The following is a 17,207-nucleotide window of genomic DNA, read 5'->3' on the forward strand; positions in this document are numbered from 1 at the left end:
TCTAGCATAAGATTCCTACTGAAATCAAAAGGGAGGTTTAAAAATGTGGAGTGAATTTAAGGCTTTCATTAGTAAAGGAAACGTTCTTGATTTGGCAGTCGGTATTATCATCGGTGCGGCCTTCGGTAAGATAGTCTCTTCATTTGTCGCCGATGTTTTGATGCCGGTCATTAGCCTTGGTATGGGCAAGGTCGATTTCAGTAACTTGTTTGTTTCATTGAACGGCGAACATTACGAAACTTTGGCTGAGGCAAAAAAGGCCGCAGCGCCGACTTTGAACTACGGTGTCTTTTTGAATAGCGTGATCGACTTTATTATTTTGGGCTTCGCCGTTTTCTTGATCGTTAAAATGGCCGCAAAGGTTCAAAAACCAGCCGCAGCTCCTGCAACAAAAGAGTGCAAATACTGCCTTTCGACGATCCCTCTTAAAGCGACGAAATGTTCCCACTGCGGTAGCACTGTGGAATAAACCAGAGCAAATCTAGCCCGACAAAGGTCGTATCATACTGATACGGCCCTTTGCTCTCGGAAAATCTACCTCCATAATAAGAGAATCATTTTTTTTGCATCGTTTTTGCATATTGATACTCTTATCCGGGAGGACTCCTATGAATTGGAATAGAGCGTTTAGACTCCGTTCATTTGCCCAATTATTCTCCATTCTTACATTCCTATTTATTGCAACTAGCACGCAATCTGCGAAAGCAGCGAACCCTACAAAAGAGCAATGTAATAACTCAGCTGCGGTCAATCTTATGGACGATAGCCAGAAGGACGTATGTAGACGCCTATTACTTGGTTCCGGCACAAGCGGTTCTGGAGGAACAGACTGCGATTACTCCAGACGTCGTGCCGATGATAAAAAAGAAGCCTTCTTTAGCGCCTGCAAATCTTCTGGCATGGGCATTGAATCTTGTAAAAAACAACAAGCAGCCTGCGAAAGTGCCGGTGGCGATGATGAGTACGGAAATAGCGCTGAGTTGCTGACAGCGTTTAGTTCAGCCTTGGGTGTTCCACAAAATTCTGGGGCGACTTCTCAGTGTTCTCAATATGATGGCCAAGGTTTCTACGAAGAAAAAGACCGTATTAATGACAAGCTCAAAGATATTCAAAAACAATTAAAAGATAATAAAAAAGAGATCGCAGATATTAACGAAGATTTTTCTAAGAAAATCAAAGATATCCAAAAAGATATCGCTGATGCGCAAAAAGAGCTTCAGGATAAGCAAGCTGATATTAAAAAAGAGCAACGTGAGCGTGCAGCCGAACAAGCTAAGCAAGCCGCTGATATGGCAGCACAAATTAAAAAGAATGAAACCGCAATCTTGCAAAAGCAGCAAGAAAAAGACGATATCTATGCTGATAAAGCTCAATCTTTAGCGCAAATGACTGAAGATGTTGCGAATAGCACGTGTATGGATACGGTTCGCCAAGCTTATCTTGATCGCAAAAAGAATCTGCAATTAGCCAATCAAAAATCCAGCTTGAAATCACTGGCTAGTGCCGGAGGTTCCAACAGTAACTGGCTCAATACCCAGTTTAAGCAGTGTATGTCGAAGTTTTATGCCGCTCGTTTGAACCTGATCCGCAAATCCGATGCTAAAATTGAAATGGCTGATAAAGAGATTCGTAACGCTCAATCTGAAAGCGATAACCTTCAGACACAGTTGAGCCAACAAGCGACGTTGGAGCAACAAGCCCAAGCCGATGAGCAAACTCAGATGTCCCAGCAACAACAGGCTTTGCAGACAAAGATTTCAAACGCGACTTCCGAGATGCAAAGTTTGCAACAATCTACCCAACAAAAAGCTCAGGCGGTGAACGACGATTCCACGGCATTACAAAAGCAATACACCGAGCTTTCAAACCAGTTAATTACCTTAGGCGCAGCTCCAAAAGGTGGCAGAAAAAGTACGACCAGCGGAGCTGAAGTTGCTGTCGCAGCGAGTGAGTACACCGACGCTCGTGATAATGCCAATAAGGGCGAATGCAAATACGACGACCTCGTTTTTGGTACCTCCGGTGGCAAGAAGTCTGTGGGCCCAAGCCGCACAGGTGGCTCTTCCAGCAAGACGGGCGCTGCGAAGTAAGTTTATTTAGCCCGATTTTCCACTATTCATTCTCTATTTTCTAATAAGCCTCCCTGGTCCAGAGCCTAGCTCGACTTCGTGGGGGGCTTTTTTTATCATTGCTAGACCCTCCTCTCTTGCACTGCTAAAATGATGGCTGATTTTAATCTGTTAGAAGGAGCCATCTCCGTGTTGAAAAAGTTAATTATTGCCGGTGTCGTTCTAGTCATTGTCGGTATCGCAGGCGTCTTCGCTTTGATCCATCATGTAAAGGCGGGCCTTCCGCAACTCATCACCGTCAAAGATTACCAGCCACTTTTGGTCTCCGAAGTATACGACCGCAAAAATAAAAAAATCGGTGAGCTCTCTCGTGAAGAACGTCGTATTGTTGTTCCTTACGAAAAGATGCCGAAGCATTTGGTTCAAGCTTTCCTCGCAGCGGAAGATGATCAGTTCTTCCAGCACGGCGGGATCAACTACCAAGCGATCTTGCGCGCCACTCTTGCCAACCTTCGTGCCGGCCGCACGGTGCAAGGAGGATCGACGATCACTCAGCAGGTTGCAAAGACTTTGCTTCTTCGTGACCGCGAAAAAACATTCTTGAGAAAAATCCGCGAAGCCATGCTCGCTCAACAGATGGAAGAAAATCTCAAGAAAGAAGATATTCTTTATCTCTACCTGAATCAGATCTATTTCGGTCAAGGTGCGTACGGTGTTGAAGTGGCCGCGCAAACTTATTACCACAAATCTGTAGATCAACTGACACTTGCTGAAATGGCGATCCTTGCCGGCCTTCCTCAGGCTCCGGCCCGTTATTCTCCGGTAACAAATCCTCTTCGCGCGAAGGAACGTCAAACTTACGTACTTCACCGCATGGCAGAAGTAGGATTTGTTCCTAAAGAAGAAGCTGAAGCAGCCGTGAAGCAACCAGTGAAAGTCTATGTCCGTGAAAACTACGTACAGTTCGCTCCTTCCGTGGTGGAAACTGTTCGTCAGTTGCTTGTGGCTCAGTTAGGCGAAGAGCAAGTTTTGGATAAAGGTCTTCGCATCTACACAAGTATTGAACTTGATAAGCAATTAGCTGCTCAAGAGGCTGTCGTTAATGGCCTTAAAGAACTGGATAAGCGCCAAGGCTATCGCGGAGCTCTTAGACAATTGGACTCTAAAGAAGAGATCGAAAAGTTCCTAGTAGAAGGACGCAAGAAGCTCATCGCTGAATCGACTCCCGTGCGTATCATTATGCCGGACGGAAAATTTGATGAAATCACGCCGGAAAGCGATGGTAAAAAATCTTCTCCGAACTTGCCGTCGTATTTGAAAGTCGGCCAGGCTGTGGAAGGCCTTGTGGAAAAAGTCGATGATGCCAATGGCCTTGTCTATGTTCGCGTCGGTGATGCTCGCGGCTTGATTGATTTCGAAGATATGATCTGGGCACGTAAGCCTAATACGGATAAACGCTGGGACATTGATACGATTAAGAAACCGTCAGAAGCTGTTAAAGCCGGTGACGTAATTCTTGTGAAAATCAAGGGCGAAGTGTTCGCTTCTTCTCGCCTGAGCAATCCAAGCAAGAACAGTAAAAAGCCGATCGTACCTGGCAGCCTTCCAGAGTTTGGTAAGTTTCTCGCGATGGATTTGGATCAAGAGCCCATCGTAGAGGGCTCTTTGATCTCTTTCGACGAGCAAACTCAAGACGTTCTCGCCATGGTGGGTGGTTATAGCTACGCACGTAACGAATTTAACCGTGCACTTCAAGCGGCACGCCAAACAGGTTCTTCTTTTAAAACCATCGTTTATGCTTCGGCCCTCGATAAAGGCTACACTCCGGCGACTCCGATCATGGATTCTCCGATTGTATTTGAAGAATCTGATCCAAATAAAGACGATAGCGAAGGACAAGAGGATCCAAAGGTTTGGAAACCATCAAATCACTCGAAGAGCTTTGGCGGCGATATTATTTTCCGTAATGCGCTCGTGAAGTCTTTGAATATTCCTTCGGTTAAAATTGTTGAAGATATTGGTGTTCCTTGGGCCTCAGACTATGCAAAACGCTTGGGGATCTTTAGCCCGCTCAATCCTGACTTTACGTTGGTGCTCGGTACGAGTAGCGTGACTTTGTATGAAATGACAAAAGCCTTCGGCCAGTTTGCCCGCTTGGGTAAACGCCTCCGCCCAGTCATTGTCCGACAGGTTCTGAATCAAGAAGGTCAGAAAATTCTTGATGAAGTCACTCTCGACACCCGTTTCAATAAAGAGATAACCGATTTAGATAAACAGTTTGAAGATCGTCGCACAGCTTTGGCAGAAAAAGTGAAGAACATGACGCCGGAAGCTTTGGCTGAAGATAAGAAAAAACGCGCCGATTATAACTTCTTTTTTGAAGATAAAGATCAGTTGATCAAACCTCAAACGGCATACGTCATGACCACTCTTTTGAAAGGCGTTGTTGAAGACAAAAACGGGACCGGTGGCCGCGCTCGTTCTATCGGCCGCGAAGTTGCCGGTAAAACTGGAACAACGAATGGATATTACGATGCTTGGTTTATCGGTTACACTCCTCAAATCGTCACTGGAGTGTGGGTTGGTTTTGATAAAGAGCGTAGTATCGGTAAAGGTGAGGTCGGCGGACGGGCTGCTTTGCCAATCTGGGTGGATTATATGAAAGCCGCCCACGAAGGTTTGCCACAAACAACCTTCCCAGTGCCAGACGGAATCGTGTTTGCGAATATCGATAGTGATTCAGGAAAACTCGCAACAGCCACGACGAAGAATGTTTTAAGACAGGCCTTCGTTGAAGGCACTGAGCCGACAGCGGCGGGCAATAAGTCCGAAGAAGCCACGGACTTCCTGAAAGACGACTTAGCAAACTAAGCCTCAAAGCCGCCTCCAGGGCGGCTTTTTTATTTCCCGAAGCCGCATTTGCTGTTCACCTGACATATTACGCGAACCCGACAATCACCCTCTAAGTTAATGAATATACTTGGTAATTTGTAGACTTGTCGTACTTTTCACAGTTCGACGATCTAAGACGACCCCCATCAAAACTGCTCCCTGCTTAGATGACTTTTGCCCGGGGCAAGAGTACTCTCGATAAGTTGATTCAACCTCTAAAAATCACGGGAACCAGTCGTATGAAGGAAATCCATCTTTGGGGGGTTAAACAAAATAACCTGAAGAACATTGAGGTCAAAATTCCGGTGGGGCAACTCACGGTGGTTTGCGGTCCTTCGGGTTCAGGGAAAAGCTCCCTGGCGTTTGAAACTCTCTTTGCCGAAGGGCAACGCCGCTTTATCGAAAGTATGTCTAACTACGCGCGCCAGTTCTTGAACAAAGCGCCAAAGCCGGACATTGAAGGCATCAATAATATTCCTCCGGCCATTTCGATTGAGCAAAAAAATACTGTGAAAAGCAGCCGCTCCACTGTGGGTACTACCACAGAGGTGATCGACTACTTGCGCTTGTTCTATGAAAAAGTCGGCACACCTTACTGCCCCACTCACAAAGTTCCTTGTGAAAAGGAAAGCGTTACTGAAGCGACTGACAAAGTAATTAAGTTCTTTAATAGCAAACGCGGTTACATCTTGGTAGAAATCACCACCGATGGGCGCGTTGCCGAAGGCAAGAAGCTGCACTCTTTGCTTTTGCAAGACGGTTACTTGCGCATCTATGTTCCTAAAGGTGGCGACAAAGTTGAAGCCAAGCCTGCAAAAGGCAAAGCCAAAAAAGCAGCCGTTACAAAAGCCGCACCTAAGAAAAAAGCTCCTGAAGCGACTCTTGCAGAACCTGCTTCGACGATCCTGAAAGAGGAAATGGGTGACATCATTGAGATCAGCGAGCCGGCAGCCATTAAAAAAGGCCTGCCGAAGGATCGCTTCTTCCTCGTGATTGACCGTATGTCTTTCAAAGAGGATGAAAAAGGCCGTATCGCCGATTCTTTGACGAACGCTTACGAAGCTAGCATCAAGTACAATACAAACGTGATTTCCCGCCGCGCGACGATCTTAACGACCGACGGAGAAAAAATGCAGGTCAGCGAAGAGGCTTCCTGCCCGATTTGTAATTACACTCCTCCGCCGACAACTTCGGCCTTGTTCAGCTTCAATAGCCCGATCGGCGCATGTCCTACTTGCAAAGGCTTCGGAAATATCTTGGATGTTGATGAAAAGAAAGTGGTTCCAAATCCAAACTTGAGTTTGGCGGCGGGCGCTCTTCATCCTTTCACAATGCCGAGTGCAGCTCACGAACGTCGTCAGTTGATGGCTTATACGAAGAAAGCTAAAATTGATCCGCACACTCCGTGGAAAGATCTGCCGAAAGCTCAGAAGGAAAAAATCTGGGATGGCGATGGTGACTTCTTCGGCGTGAAAGGTCTTTTCGAATACCTTGATCAAATTAAATACAAAATGCACGTGCGTGTATTCATCGCTCGTTACCGTAGCCCGTTCTTGTGTCCTGAGTGTCACGGAGCCCGTCTGCGTAAAGAGGCTTTGAATGTGTTCATCGATGGAACCAATATCGAAGATCTTTCTAGCAAAACAATTGAAGATCTTTGTGCGTTCTTTAAAAAGCTCGAGTTGTCTCAGACGCAAATCGAAGTTTCAGGCGAAGTCTTGAAGCAAATCCGTGCGCGATTGGACTTCCTCGTGCGTGTGGGCGTGCATTACCTTACAATGAATCGTGAGACGCGGACTTTATCGGGTGGTGAGTATCAACGTTTGATCCTCGCGAATCAGCTCGGTATGGGTTTGTCACAGACTCTTTACGTCCTAGATGAACCAACGGTTGGTTTGCATCCACGCGACAATGACCGCTTGATTGAGATCCTGAAAGACCTCAAAGAACTCGGCAATACTCTGGTGATTGTTGAGCATGATCACGATGTGATTAAAAACAGCGAAAACATTATCGAGATGGGTCCTGGATCTGGATATCTCGGTGGAGAAGTCGTTTACTCCGGTCCGACGAAGAAATTCTACGACAGCACCAAGTCCGTGACTGTTCCTTACTTGATGCCTTCAAAAGATTTCCAGGCGCTGCGTACAGCTCGTCCTGTGGATCTTTCTAACTATAAATTTAAAATCGAGTTAAAGGGTGCTAAAGGCCATAACTTGAAAGACCTTGATGTTGTTTTCCCGTTGAATCGTCTTGTGGTTATTACCGGCGTCAGCGGTTCTGGCAAATCAACTCTGGTCACGAAGACTTTGTACCCGGCGCTCGCAAGAGCTTTGGATATCGAATATCTTCCAGTTCAAGAATACAAAAAAGTCGAAGGTGTTGAGAACATTAAGAACGTTCTTTTGATCGACCAGTCTGCGATCGGTAAATCCGCACGTAGCTCGCCGATTACTTACCTGAAAGCTTTTGATCTTATCCGCAATATCATGGCATCGACTGAAGAAGCGAAAGTTCGTGGCTACACACCCGGCACGTTCAGCTTGAACGTCGATGGCGGCCGCTGTCCTGCTTGTAAAGGAACCGGTTACGAAGAAATCGACATGCAGTTCATGGATAACGTGATTATCCCTTGCGATGTCTGCGACGGAAAGAAATACCGCCCTGAAATTCTTGAAGTGCAGTACAAGGGCAAAAACGTTCACGAGATTCTGTCGATGACCGTGCAAGAAGCGATGGGCTTCTTCGTGGCTCATCCGAATATTCGTAAACCATTGAGCGTTCTTAAAGAAGTCGGCCTCGACTACTTGCAGATCGGTCAGCCAGCAAACAGCTTGAGCGGTGGTGAATCGCAGCGTTTGAAAATCGCCAAAGAGCTTTCAAACGTAAATCAAAAGGCAACTTTGTACATCCTTGATGAACCGACAACAGGTCTTCACTTCCGTGAAGTGGACATGCTGATGAAGGTTTTAAATAAACTCATTGAAGCTGGCGGCAGCGTGATCGTGGTTGAACACAACCAGGACGTGATCCGCGGAGCTGATTACATCATCGATATGGGCCCAGAGGCCGGCAAAAAAGGCGGCAATGTTGTCGCTCACGGAACTCCACAAGACGTGATGGCTGAAAAGAAAAGCCTCACAGGCCAATATCTGAAGCGTTACATCGCTGAACACAGCGGCAAAGAAGAAAGCCGAAAGAAGTAGAATGAAGTCTGAAATCTCGCGCATCTTAGAAGAAGCAAAGCCGTATAAGAAAACCCTGATCATTGTCGCCCTGACTGGTATCGCTTATGCGATCTGCTCAGGGACCACCCTTGCACAGCTGCAATATCTCGTTGATGCCCTCACCGCGAAAAATATCGATGGAGCAGTGAACATCGGCTTCAAGATCTTAGGATTAGCCGTCATCGTCGCCGTCAGTCGATATTTTCATATCTTCCTGATGAACTACGTCGCTGAGTGCATTACCCAAAATATCCGTCAGCGCTTGCAACAGAAATTTATGCATTTGAGTTTGTCTTTTCACAATACTTATTCTTCTGGTTCAGGCGGGTTGATTTCGCGCATTCTAAATGACGTTAAAGTGATTCAAGACGGCCTACGCATGATTGCAGATATCTTTAGCTCTCCGCTACTGATGCTGGTTCTATTCTTCAATTTATTCCGTACCAACTGGCAGCTGACTCTTTGCTTGCTGGTTGTTGTCCCTATTATCGGTATTTTTCAGAAAAATATTTCCCGCAGCCTACGTAAGTATTTACCTCTTGGCCAGGAAACGCTTGAGAAGATGACTTCGACAATTAAAGAGTCTCTGGACGGAGTTCGAGTCATCCAATCTTTCAATCTTGAAAAAACCATGGCAACCAAGCTTGTAAATGAATCTCAAGATTACTTGTCGATTCGTAAGAAAATTCATGCTCGGGTAGAGGCTATGGGCCCGGTCTCAGAATTGATCGCGACATTACTAATTCTCGGTGTTCTCTTATATATTAGTACTGAAATCGGCAGTGGCCGAGCGACGATGGGTTCTTTCATTACTTATGTGGCTTCTTTGATCGGACTCAATATGCCACTTAAGAAATTCCAAGAAAGCTATGTTCGTATTCAAGAAGTGATTGTTTCCGCTCAGCGTGTCTATGCAATTGTCGACAATCCAAATATTGTAAGAGAAAGCGAAAAAAATCTGCCCTTCCCTAAGGACTGGAAACAGATTGTTTATAAAGACGTCTCTTTTGCCTATGGGAAGGATTTGATCCTTAAAAACGTGAACCTGACCATCAACCGCGGCGAACAAGTGGCTCTGGTCGGTGAAAGTGGTAGTGGTAAATCGACGATCGTGAACTTACTTGAGCGCTTCTTTGATGCGACCTCGGGCGAAATCCTGGTCGATGGCACCAATATTCTCGATTTCAACCTACAAGCTTTGCGCAAGAACGTGGCCCTCGTTAATCAAGACGTCTTCTTGTTTAGCGATTCTATCGAAAGAAACATTCAGGCTGGAGATTTTGAGCGCAGTTTAAACGACGTTCCTGCTATGGCTAAAATGGCCAACGCGAATGACTTTATTATGCGTATGCCTCACGGCTATCAAAGCTTGGTCGGTGATCGCGGGAACTTATTGTCCGGTGGTGAGAAACAAAGAATCAGTATTGCCCGTGCATTATTTAAAGATGCGCCCATTTTGATCCTCGATGAGGCAACAAGTGCCCTCGATACCGCCAGCGAGATTGAAGTTCAGAAAGGTCTAGATCATTTAATGGAGGGCCGCACGGCACTCATCATCGCTCACCGTCTATCGACCATTCAAAATGCGGACAAAATCGTTGTTCTCAAATCTGGACAGATTGCTGAAATCGGAAGCCATCAGCAACTTCTTGATTCCAAAGGAGAATACTTCCGCTTCTACAGTCTCCAGCACCGCATTTAGTTTGCGTATTCTGCTGGAGATTTCCCCGGACGAAGGTCTAGTTAGACAAGGTTTTAGACAGTAGCTCTCAAGTTTGTCCAATCTTTTGACGATATGAAAGTTGAAAGATTAGACAGTTTACGAAGGAGCATTCGTTATGATCAATTGGGATGAGTTTGAACATATACATGTAATCAGAAAGTTGAAACAGATTCTTGGCGCTTGGTGGAATATCGACGTTATCTTTACTGATGAACGTGGCCAAATCAAAGGCTTTGATCACGAGAAAACTCAATTCAACAACCCAGCTGTTGCGCAATTGATGCAAAAAGAAACTGCTAAAAGCAGCATCGGCGAAATGGTTGTTAAAACGATCGACGATTTGAGAACTTCTCAAAACCGCTATGCACTTAAGAAGTGGGACATGGTCGGTTTCGATGTCGGAGTCTTCCCTATCTTGATTGAAAATGATTTCGTAGGGACAGTAGTCGCAACTGGCTTCTTCCGTGAGCAAACTGCAGCGCCTCGTCTAGAAGAAATTCGCGAGCGTTTGGCAGCTTTCGGCATGAGTGCAGACACTATCGAGAAATCTCTCGGCAAATTGAAGTACCTTGACGATCACGACCGTACACATTTCTGCGAAGTTTGCGAACTCGTTGCTCAAGAGATCGTAACTCTTCACTTGGAAATCACGTCTCGTGAAAACAGAATCAAAGAACTCAATAAAGAACTTGGTAACAGATTTAAATACGACAACATGATCGGTAAATCTAAGCCAATGCAATCTTTGTACGCTCTTCTTGATAAAATTAAAGGTGCTGATTCTACAGTGCTTGTTCAAGGGGAAAACGGTACTGGTAAAGAGTTGATTGCGAAATCAATCCACTACAACTCCAACCGTAAAGATAAACCGTTCGTTATCCAGAACTGTTCTGCGTTCAATGACAATCTCTTGGAATCAGAACTCTTCGGTCACGTCCGCGGTTCTTTCACTGGCGCTTTGAAAGATAAAAAAGGTCTTTTCGAAATGGCAGATAAAGGCACATTCTTCCTGGATGAAATCGGTGATACTTCACCAACTATGCAAGTAAAACTTCTTCGCGTATTGCAAGAAGGCACTTTCACTCCAGTAGGTGCGACTGAGCAACGTAAAGTGGACGTACGTATCGTTGCCGCTACAAACAGAAACCTCAAAGAGATGGTTGAGCAAGGGACGTTCCGTGAAGACTTGTACTATCGCTTGAACGTTATCAACATCCGCGTTCCACCTCTCCGTGAAAGAAAAGAAGATATCCCATACTTGGTGGATTTCTTCTTGGGTAAAATCTCCGAAACTTCTGGTGGCGCTAAACGTCTGCTAACTAAGCGTGCTCTTGAAAAACTCTATGACTACGCTTGGCCAGGTAACGTTCGTGAATTGCAAAATGAAATTGAAAGATTGGTTGTATTGTCTGGCGAAGAAACAAAGTTGATGGCTGAATTGTTGTCACCAAAGGTTCTTGAGTCGGGCGATAAGAACAAAGTTCAAGGGGCTCGCCTCCAAGGTAAGTTGAAAGACGCTTTGGAAGACCTCGAACGCGAAATGATTCGCGAGGGCTTGCGCCGCACTGGCTGGAACAAGTCTAAATTGGCAAAAGAGCTGGGTATCAGCCGTGCCGGTTTGATCATGAAAGTTGAAAAATACGGTCTCGATAAGCGTAAAATTGCGCGCTAACGGGACCTTGTAAATCTCTGAAAGATTTACTGTAGTGACCAAAACATAGGGGCTCTTTTCGATCGCGAAAAGAGCCCTTTTCTTTTTACAAAGTATTGATTTCTTTCAATATTTCCCGCCCCGCCAAAAGCGACAAAATACGGCACGAGACTTGTAATATGGAATCCTTCGAACGGTCGATAAATGGGGACCAGAGGGATTATAGATGGATACAGCATTGATGAAACTGAAGCAGTTGTTAAGCAGTCGCTATGGGAAGGGTTTGGAGCTCCGTCGTATGATGGATCTTTCGAAGCTCAGAGATGATTCTGAGCCGGTTGTTCAGGGGAATGACCTTTATATTCCCATTGTTGTGCAAGAACAGTTTTTAGGTACAGCAGTGATTCCTCATGGATGGGAACTTTCTTCTGATAAGAAGAAAAGTGTCGCTCAGTTGGTTCGCATGGTCTTGGAACCAAAGCTTTATAATGAGTACCTCGAGCGTCGTGAAACCAACTTGGCAACTATTGAATCTTTGAATTTCTCTGCAACGAACGTCACTCTTTTTGGTGATGACGATTCAGATTTGCATGCAGAAGTGACTACTCAACCTACTCACATGATCACTTCATTATTGCACCTTCAGGGTCGCGATAGTTCGCTGATCAAGAAGGTTGCTCTGCAAATCCACGATTTCTCTGCTCGTTGGGCATTCATTCCTTTCGAGGACGTTGCTAAAGAACTTAAATCAGATCTCGATATCTGCAACTTGGGTGGAATGACTTTGTTCGTAGAGAATGTGGAAAACCTCTCTGCCGAACATCAAGCATTGCTTGCGGACTATTTAAAATCTCCGCGTTCGCTGTCAGAACCTTTGATTCTGACGAGCTCTACTTTGTCGATGACCGAGTTGAGCACTCGCCTAGTCAACTCTACGTTTAATCAGGATATCCAAACTTCCCATCTAGAAGTCGAGCGTGCTCCACTCAATTCTCAGATGTTGCGTGAATTGTTGGACCTGTTCTTTCATAAAGACGAGAACCAAGACCTCCACTAAGGCGGTCTTGCCTTTTAAAGTCTAGTCTGTAAGGATGAATTCTATGGAAGAATTCATCCAAAACTTTTTAAAACAATCTCTTAAAAGTGATGACTTCAAAGTTTACTCGTTAGCTGGTGATGCTTCAAATCGCCGTTATTATCGTGTGGTTTTGAATCACCAATCTTGGGTTCTCATGCGTTGGGAACCATTCGATCCAGACAACTATCCATTTCTGAGTGTTCTAAAACATTTTGCAAAATCTGGCGTTCACGTTCCTGAAGTTGTTGCGATGACTCCAGCGGACGGCCTTGTCTTGCTCGAAGATCTAGGTGACTTGACGCTCGAAAGAAAATTCTGGGAAAGCCAAACTCAAGAAGCTTCGTTAGATTTCTACAAAATGGCCGTCGATGAGATCGTAAAGATCCACCACAAAGCCACGGCGACTCCAGGACCCTGCACGGCTTTCAATATTAAATTCGATACTGAGAAGTTCCTTTGGGAAATGAACTACGGAAAAGACAATTTGATTTCCGGCATTCTTAAATTCCAATGGTCTGATAAGACAGCAAATGAAATCCAAAGAATTTTCACGGACATCTGCAGCAAGCTGGATCGCGAGCCTAAAAAGATCGCCCACCGCGATTATCACTCGCGCAACTTGATGATCAAACTTGATGAGATGAAAGTGATCGATTTCCAAGATGCACGTCTGGGGCCGATTCAGTATGACCTCGTCAGCTTGTTCAAAGACTCTTATGTGAACATGAACGACGAGATGACAAAAACTCTAATGGAATATTACTTAGAAAGCTCCCGCGAGTTTTTGCCAAAAGATTTCTCACGCGATCATTTTAATGAAATCTATGAACTGCAAAGTATTCAGCGCTGTTTTAAAGCCTGCGGAAGCTTCGCGAGCTTCTATCATCTTCGTGAAGACAAGCGCTACTTAAAATATCTATCGGGTACTCTGAGAAGAGTTCTCAAAAGTTTAACTGAGTTTCCTGACTACAAACCATTTGCTGACGTACTTATCGATTCGGGAGCCTTGGAGAGAAAGTACGAGCTTTTATGAATGTCATGCTCCTCGCAGCGGGTGAAGGCACCCGTCTGCGGCCATATACATTGATCCGGCCAAAACCGGCGATTCCTTTTCTGAATATTCCTCTTGCCTCTTATCCTCTGGCTTTTCTTGAAGACCTCAAAATCGACCGCCTCATCGTCAATACTTTCCACTTGCCCACAAAGGTCGTAGATCTTTTTATCCACATGAATCATGGCGCGAGAAAACTGCACTTCTCCCATGAAATTACTCAAATCCTAGATACTGGTGGCGGACTTGGGGCTGCTCGTGATTACTTTAAACCAGCTGAAGATCTGATCTTGATGAACTCTGATGAAGTGATTTTGCCGACCGAAAAAGGTGTTGTTGCAAAAGCTATTGAGCTTCATCAGAAAAATAAAGCTCTTTGCACTTTACTGACAATGGAACACGAAGGCGTCGGAACGAAGTTCGGCGGCGTGTGGCTTGATAGTAAAGACCGCGTTCGTGGTTTTGGTAAGACCGCGCCCGGTGCTGAGTGTGTGAAGGCCGAGCATTTTATCGGTATTCAAATTCTGTCAGGTAAGATCTTTGATTACCTGCCAAATGGAACTCCGGCCAACATCCTGTACGATGCGGTTACTAAGGGGATTCAAGAAGGACACCTTGTTCAACGCTACAAAGTTCCTTGTCACTGGTATGAAACCGGTAACGCCCAGGATTTTTTGAAGGCGACCGCCAGCTGCTTAGATATTTTGAAAAGCAAAACTGAAACCTACGAGCAAAGCCATCTTCGCCGTGCTTTAGAACGCTTTAGCCAAGAAGCCCCCGTGCTTGAAACCGTTGGCAGTGCCACAGTTTTAAGAACTGCCAGCACCAAGATTGAATCCGGAGTAACCTTGAAAGGCTTTGGCGTGTTTGGATCGCAAGCGCAAGTTCTTGCGGGTTCGAATCTTGAAAACGTCGTCGTAGCTGACAAAATAAAAGTGGCCGCCAATACGGCAGCCACTGATTTGATCTTCTTAGAAAATAATTAAAACTACTTCGGCATCATAATATCAGCGTCATCTAAGAAGGTGCTCTGATTTTCTTTTACCTTATAACGACGAGTCATCATTCTAAAGATGCTGTCGCCGGATACGCCGATAGGTTCGCCGTTGTAGTTCTTCTGCATACCTGCCACTTGTGCAGGATCACGGTCAATGCCAAGGCCAGCACCTCTGCCACCAGCCATGGCACCGTAAGGATTGCCATCACCGTGGCCAGAGCCTGAACCAGCTCCGCCGGCACCGCCCATACCACCGCCGCTCTCTTCACCAGAAGCGACATTGGTATTTATTCCGAGCTTATCGACTTTTTTCTGCGCTTTTGCCAGAACGTCGTTTTCCATGCTCTTCATCATATCGATGGCCGATTGAGGAACACCCGAAGCAGCCAGTGCCGCCGAGTTGCCTAAGTCACTGCCTTTGATGGTGTTGCCCTTTGCCGTCGTCACACTGTTAGTTTTTGGATCATAAGTAAAGCCGGCTTTTCCCGCAGCTACAGAAGCCGCGAAGTCATTACCCGCTTTAATTTCTGGGTCGCCCGCAAGTGGGTTCGCTGCATTTGGATCATAACCTGCGTAGTCCAAGCCAACGTCTGTTGAATAGACGGCTCCTGCTGCTTGTCCGCCGGATTTACCTTGAGCCCCTGACTGCATCATGTTTTGCATGCCCATCAAAAAGAACAAAGGAGCCATCGCGCAACAACCGCCGCCGGCGCCTGAGCATTGACTTGCACAGTATGCGCCAGTCGCTAAGTTCACTCCTCCAACCGCCATATTCAAAATCTGTCCCATCTTATTATCTTTGGCAGCTCCTTTAGAGGAGTCCGTAATCGAAGGGGCAGATGTCTTTGGTGTCGGAGTTGGAGTCGTCTTCGAAGTTCCAGACTCCGTCGCCGCACCTAATACCGTTGAAGTATAAGTGAACATAACTGCAAGTAAGGAGACCTTAAGTTGCTTTGTCATAATTAGTACCCCAACAAGCTTGGTTTGTTGTCACGATAGCGTTCTTTGACTTTTTCCCAGTTGGATTTACCACCCTGAGAAGTCACTTGCTTGCTCACCGCCGCACCAGCCATTGCTGCTGGATCTTTCGCGCCACCTGGCAAATACTGGCGCAACGCTGGGTCTTTATCATAGCCATAGCCACCCCAGCTGCCACCACCGCCGCCACCACCTTCACCGCCGAGGATGTTGGTGTTGAGACCGTTTGCTTTCTTTGCTTCAGCTCCGCCGGCACCGCCGCCGAAACCGCCACTGCCGCCACCAAGGCCACCGCCACCACCTGAAGGGGCGCCTGGCAACGAAGATCCACCACCACCGTCAGGCGATTTGCTAGACAGATCCGTCCCGTCACCGGTACTACCGTCGATGCCAGTATTAGAACCCGTCGTGCCCGGCGTGTAGCTGCCCGAGCTCGCGGCTCTGAGAGCATCACCGTTTTTAGCAACAGTCGCAGAATCCAAACCATTATTACAACCAGGAGTGCGAGGCGCATCCTGACAGATACACGTCATATTGTTTTGCTTATTAGCTGCAATTGTACAATCCACCGGAGTTGGCGTGGCAGCTGCTGTCGTGCTCTTAGTATCGTCTTCACACTTGTTAGCTGTCGCCAAAGACTTCAGCATTGAAAGACCACCAAGGGCCGCGGTCGCGAGTTCTTTTCCGTAGCTTTTGCAGGTTTCAAATTTTTGTGCAACGGCCTTGTAGTCACCGCTGACTTTTAATTCTGCATTGATAGCTTCATCGTTGTTTTGAACTGTCTCTGGATAACTTTTCGCTAATGCCATACAGGGTATGGCATCAGTACTTGTTGCGCCTTTTTGCCCTTCTGCAGTCGCCACTTTAACTACAGTATCTACGAGATCTTTCTTTTTTGCTTGAATTGCTTTAACGCCGTTCACAGCATCACCACAAGCAGCGTTGCAATACCCGCGCCATGAACTACAAAGTGCTTGATAAGCCGTCAGTGCTTTATTCCCAACGTCCATCACTTTACCAAATTTACTACACGCATCCATCATCCCCGAAAGACCCGCAGTTAAAACTTGGGCTATCGAAATAAAATTTTTGATGTCTGGGTTGCGACTTTCCATACAGAAAGTGTTGGCCTTATCTTCGCGGGTTTTACAGGCGTCCTGACTCTCTTGATACTTTTTCGCATTTCGGTCTATATCAGCCAATATTGATTCCGCACTTTTCTGTGCAGCAGGACAAGTAGAAAGAGCTGATCTCCATGTTTTAATTGGCTCGACGATTTTTTTTGGGTCGTTAGCTACACCACCCACACCCTCCGGAGTTTTTCCCTCTTCTTGTGACTTATCAATCACAGGAGGAGCAATGCCCGGTGGCATAACGACTTGGGTATCTTTCTGGCCGCTACTCGCATCGCCGTCGGCGGAGAATGCTGGAAGAGAACTTAACAAAATAAGTCCGATGACCGTATAGCTAGATAGGTTTTTCATGATTCATCCCCAGTATTTATCTTATCGGACAATGGTCGGGCTGTCTTGAGGCAAAGT

General features: G+C 46.1%; 11 protein-coding genes. 9 read left to right on the forward strand and 2 right to left on the reverse strand.

Features of this window, described 5'->3' with window-relative positions:
* Positions 1-43: 43 nt before the first annotated feature.
* The 9 genes from mscL to JSU04_01450 all read left to right on the forward strand — a co-directional run bounded on the left by mscL (position 44) and on the right by JSU04_01450 (position 14,677).
* Positions 44-469 carry a large conductance mechanosensitive channel protein MscL gene (gene mscL, locus JSU04_01410; GenBank protein MBS1968930.1) on the forward strand — a complete coding sequence of 142 codons (426 nt, stop codon included), beginning with the start codon at positions 44-46 and terminating at the stop codon, positions 467-469.
* A gap of 139 nt (positions 470-608) precedes the next feature.
* On the forward strand, positions 609-2,090 hold the full coding sequence (locus tag JSU04_01415) for a hypothetical protein (GenBank protein ID MBS1968931.1): 1,482 nt from the start codon (positions 609-611) through the stop codon (positions 2,088-2,090).
* Between the two features lie 168 nt (positions 2,091-2,258).
* The gene (locus JSU04_01420) at positions 2,259-4,940 is read left to right on the forward strand and encodes a PBP1A family penicillin-binding protein (GenBank protein ID MBS1968932.1); all 2,682 of its coding nucleotides are present in this window, start codon (positions 2,259-2,261) and stop codon (positions 4,938-4,940) included.
* A gap of 260 nt (positions 4,941-5,200) precedes the next feature.
* Positions 5,201-8,167, forward strand: a complete 2,967-nt coding sequence (gene uvrA, locus JSU04_01425; GenBank protein ID MBS1968933.1) for an excinuclease ABC subunit UvrA — start codon at positions 5,201-5,203, stop codon at positions 8,165-8,167.
* A gap of 1 nt (position 8,168) precedes the next feature.
* Complete coding sequence (locus tag JSU04_01430; GenBank protein MBS1968934.1) at positions 8,169-9,890, forward strand: ABC transporter ATP-binding protein; 1,722 nt, start codon at positions 8,169-8,171, stop codon at positions 9,888-9,890.
* A 136-nt stretch (positions 9,891-10,026) separates the two neighbouring features.
* Positions 10,027-11,583 (forward strand): sigma 54-interacting transcriptional regulator, encoded by a 1,557-nt coding sequence (locus JSU04_01435; GenBank protein ID MBS1968935.1) that lies wholly within the window; start codon positions 10,027-10,029, stop codon positions 11,581-11,583.
* Between the two features lie 205 nt (positions 11,584-11,788).
* A complete protein-coding gene (locus JSU04_01440; GenBank protein ID MBS1968936.1) occupies positions 11,789-12,619 on the forward strand; it encodes a hypothetical protein in 831 nt (276 codons plus the stop codon).
* A 34-nt stretch (positions 12,620-12,653) separates the two neighbouring features.
* Positions 12,654-13,673, forward strand: coding sequence for a phosphotransferase (locus tag JSU04_01445; protein MBS1968937.1), 1,020 nt, complete (start codon positions 12,654-12,656; stop codon positions 13,671-13,673).
* Positions 13,670-14,677: a mannose-1-phosphate guanyltransferase gene (locus JSU04_01450; protein MBS1968938.1), complete on the forward strand. Its 1,008-nt coding sequence runs from the start codon at positions 13,670-13,672 to the stop codon at positions 14,675-14,677. Before JSU04_01445 ends, JSU04_01450 begins: the two co-directional genes overlap by 4 nt.
* A 2-nt stretch (positions 14,678-14,679) precedes the next feature.
* Here the strand turns inward: JSU04_01450 and JSU04_01455 are convergent, their stop codons facing one another.
* Together JSU04_01455 and JSU04_01460 are read right to left on the reverse strand one after the other, a co-directional pair.
* A complete protein-coding gene (locus JSU04_01455) occupies positions 14,680-15,648 on the reverse strand; it encodes a hypothetical protein (GenBank protein ID MBS1968939.1) in 969 nt (322 codons plus the stop codon).
* Between the two features lie 2 nt (positions 15,649-15,650).
* A complete protein-coding gene (locus JSU04_01460) occupies positions 15,651-17,150 on the reverse strand; it encodes a hypothetical protein (GenBank protein ID MBS1968940.1) in 1,500 nt (499 codons plus the stop codon).
* Positions 17,151-17,207 lie beyond the last annotated feature (57 nt).

The sequence above is a fragment of the Bdellovibrionales bacterium genome (genome assembly GCA_018266295.1).
GTDB lineage: Bacteria > Bdellovibrionota > Bdellovibrionia > Bdellovibrionales > Bdellovibrionaceae > JACMRP01.

What these genes read in the sequence shown, in the direction of transcription:
- JSU04_01450 (MBS1968938.1), top strand. Translation starts at nt 13,670, where the DNA reads ATGAATGTCATGCTCCTCGCAGCGGGTGAAGGCACCCGTCTGCGGCCA.
- JSU04_01430 (MBS1968934.1), top strand. Translation starts at nt 8,169, where the DNA reads ATGAAGTCTGAAATCTCGCGCATCTTAGAAGAAGCAAAGCCGTATAAG.
- JSU04_01440 (MBS1968936.1), top strand. Translation starts at nt 11,789, where the DNA reads ATGGATACAGCATTGATGAAACTGAAGCAGTTGTTAAGCAGTCGCTAT.
- JSU04_01435 (MBS1968935.1), top strand. Translation starts at nt 10,027, where the DNA reads ATGATCAATTGGGATGAGTTTGAACATATACATGTAATCAGAAAGTTG.
- JSU04_01460 (MBS1968940.1), bottom strand. Translation starts at nt 17,150, where the DNA reads ATGAAAAACCTATCTAGCTATACGGTCATCGGACTTATTTTGTTAAGT.
- JSU04_01445 (MBS1968937.1), top strand. Translation starts at nt 12,654, where the DNA reads ATGAATTCTATGGAAGAATTCATCCAAAACTTTTTAAAACAATCTCTT.
- JSU04_01455 (MBS1968939.1), bottom strand. Translation starts at nt 15,648, where the DNA reads ATGACAAAGCAACTTAAGGTCTCCTTACTTGCAGTTATGTTCACTTAT.
- mscL (MBS1968930.1), top strand. Translation starts at nt 44, where the DNA reads ATGTGGAGTGAATTTAAGGCTTTCATTAGTAAAGGAAACGTTCTTGAT.
- JSU04_01415 (MBS1968931.1), top strand. Translation starts at nt 609, where the DNA reads ATGAATTGGAATAGAGCGTTTAGACTCCGTTCATTTGCCCAATTATTC.
- uvrA (MBS1968933.1), top strand. Translation starts at nt 5,201, where the DNA reads ATGAAGGAAATCCATCTTTGGGGGGTTAAACAAAATAACCTGAAGAAC.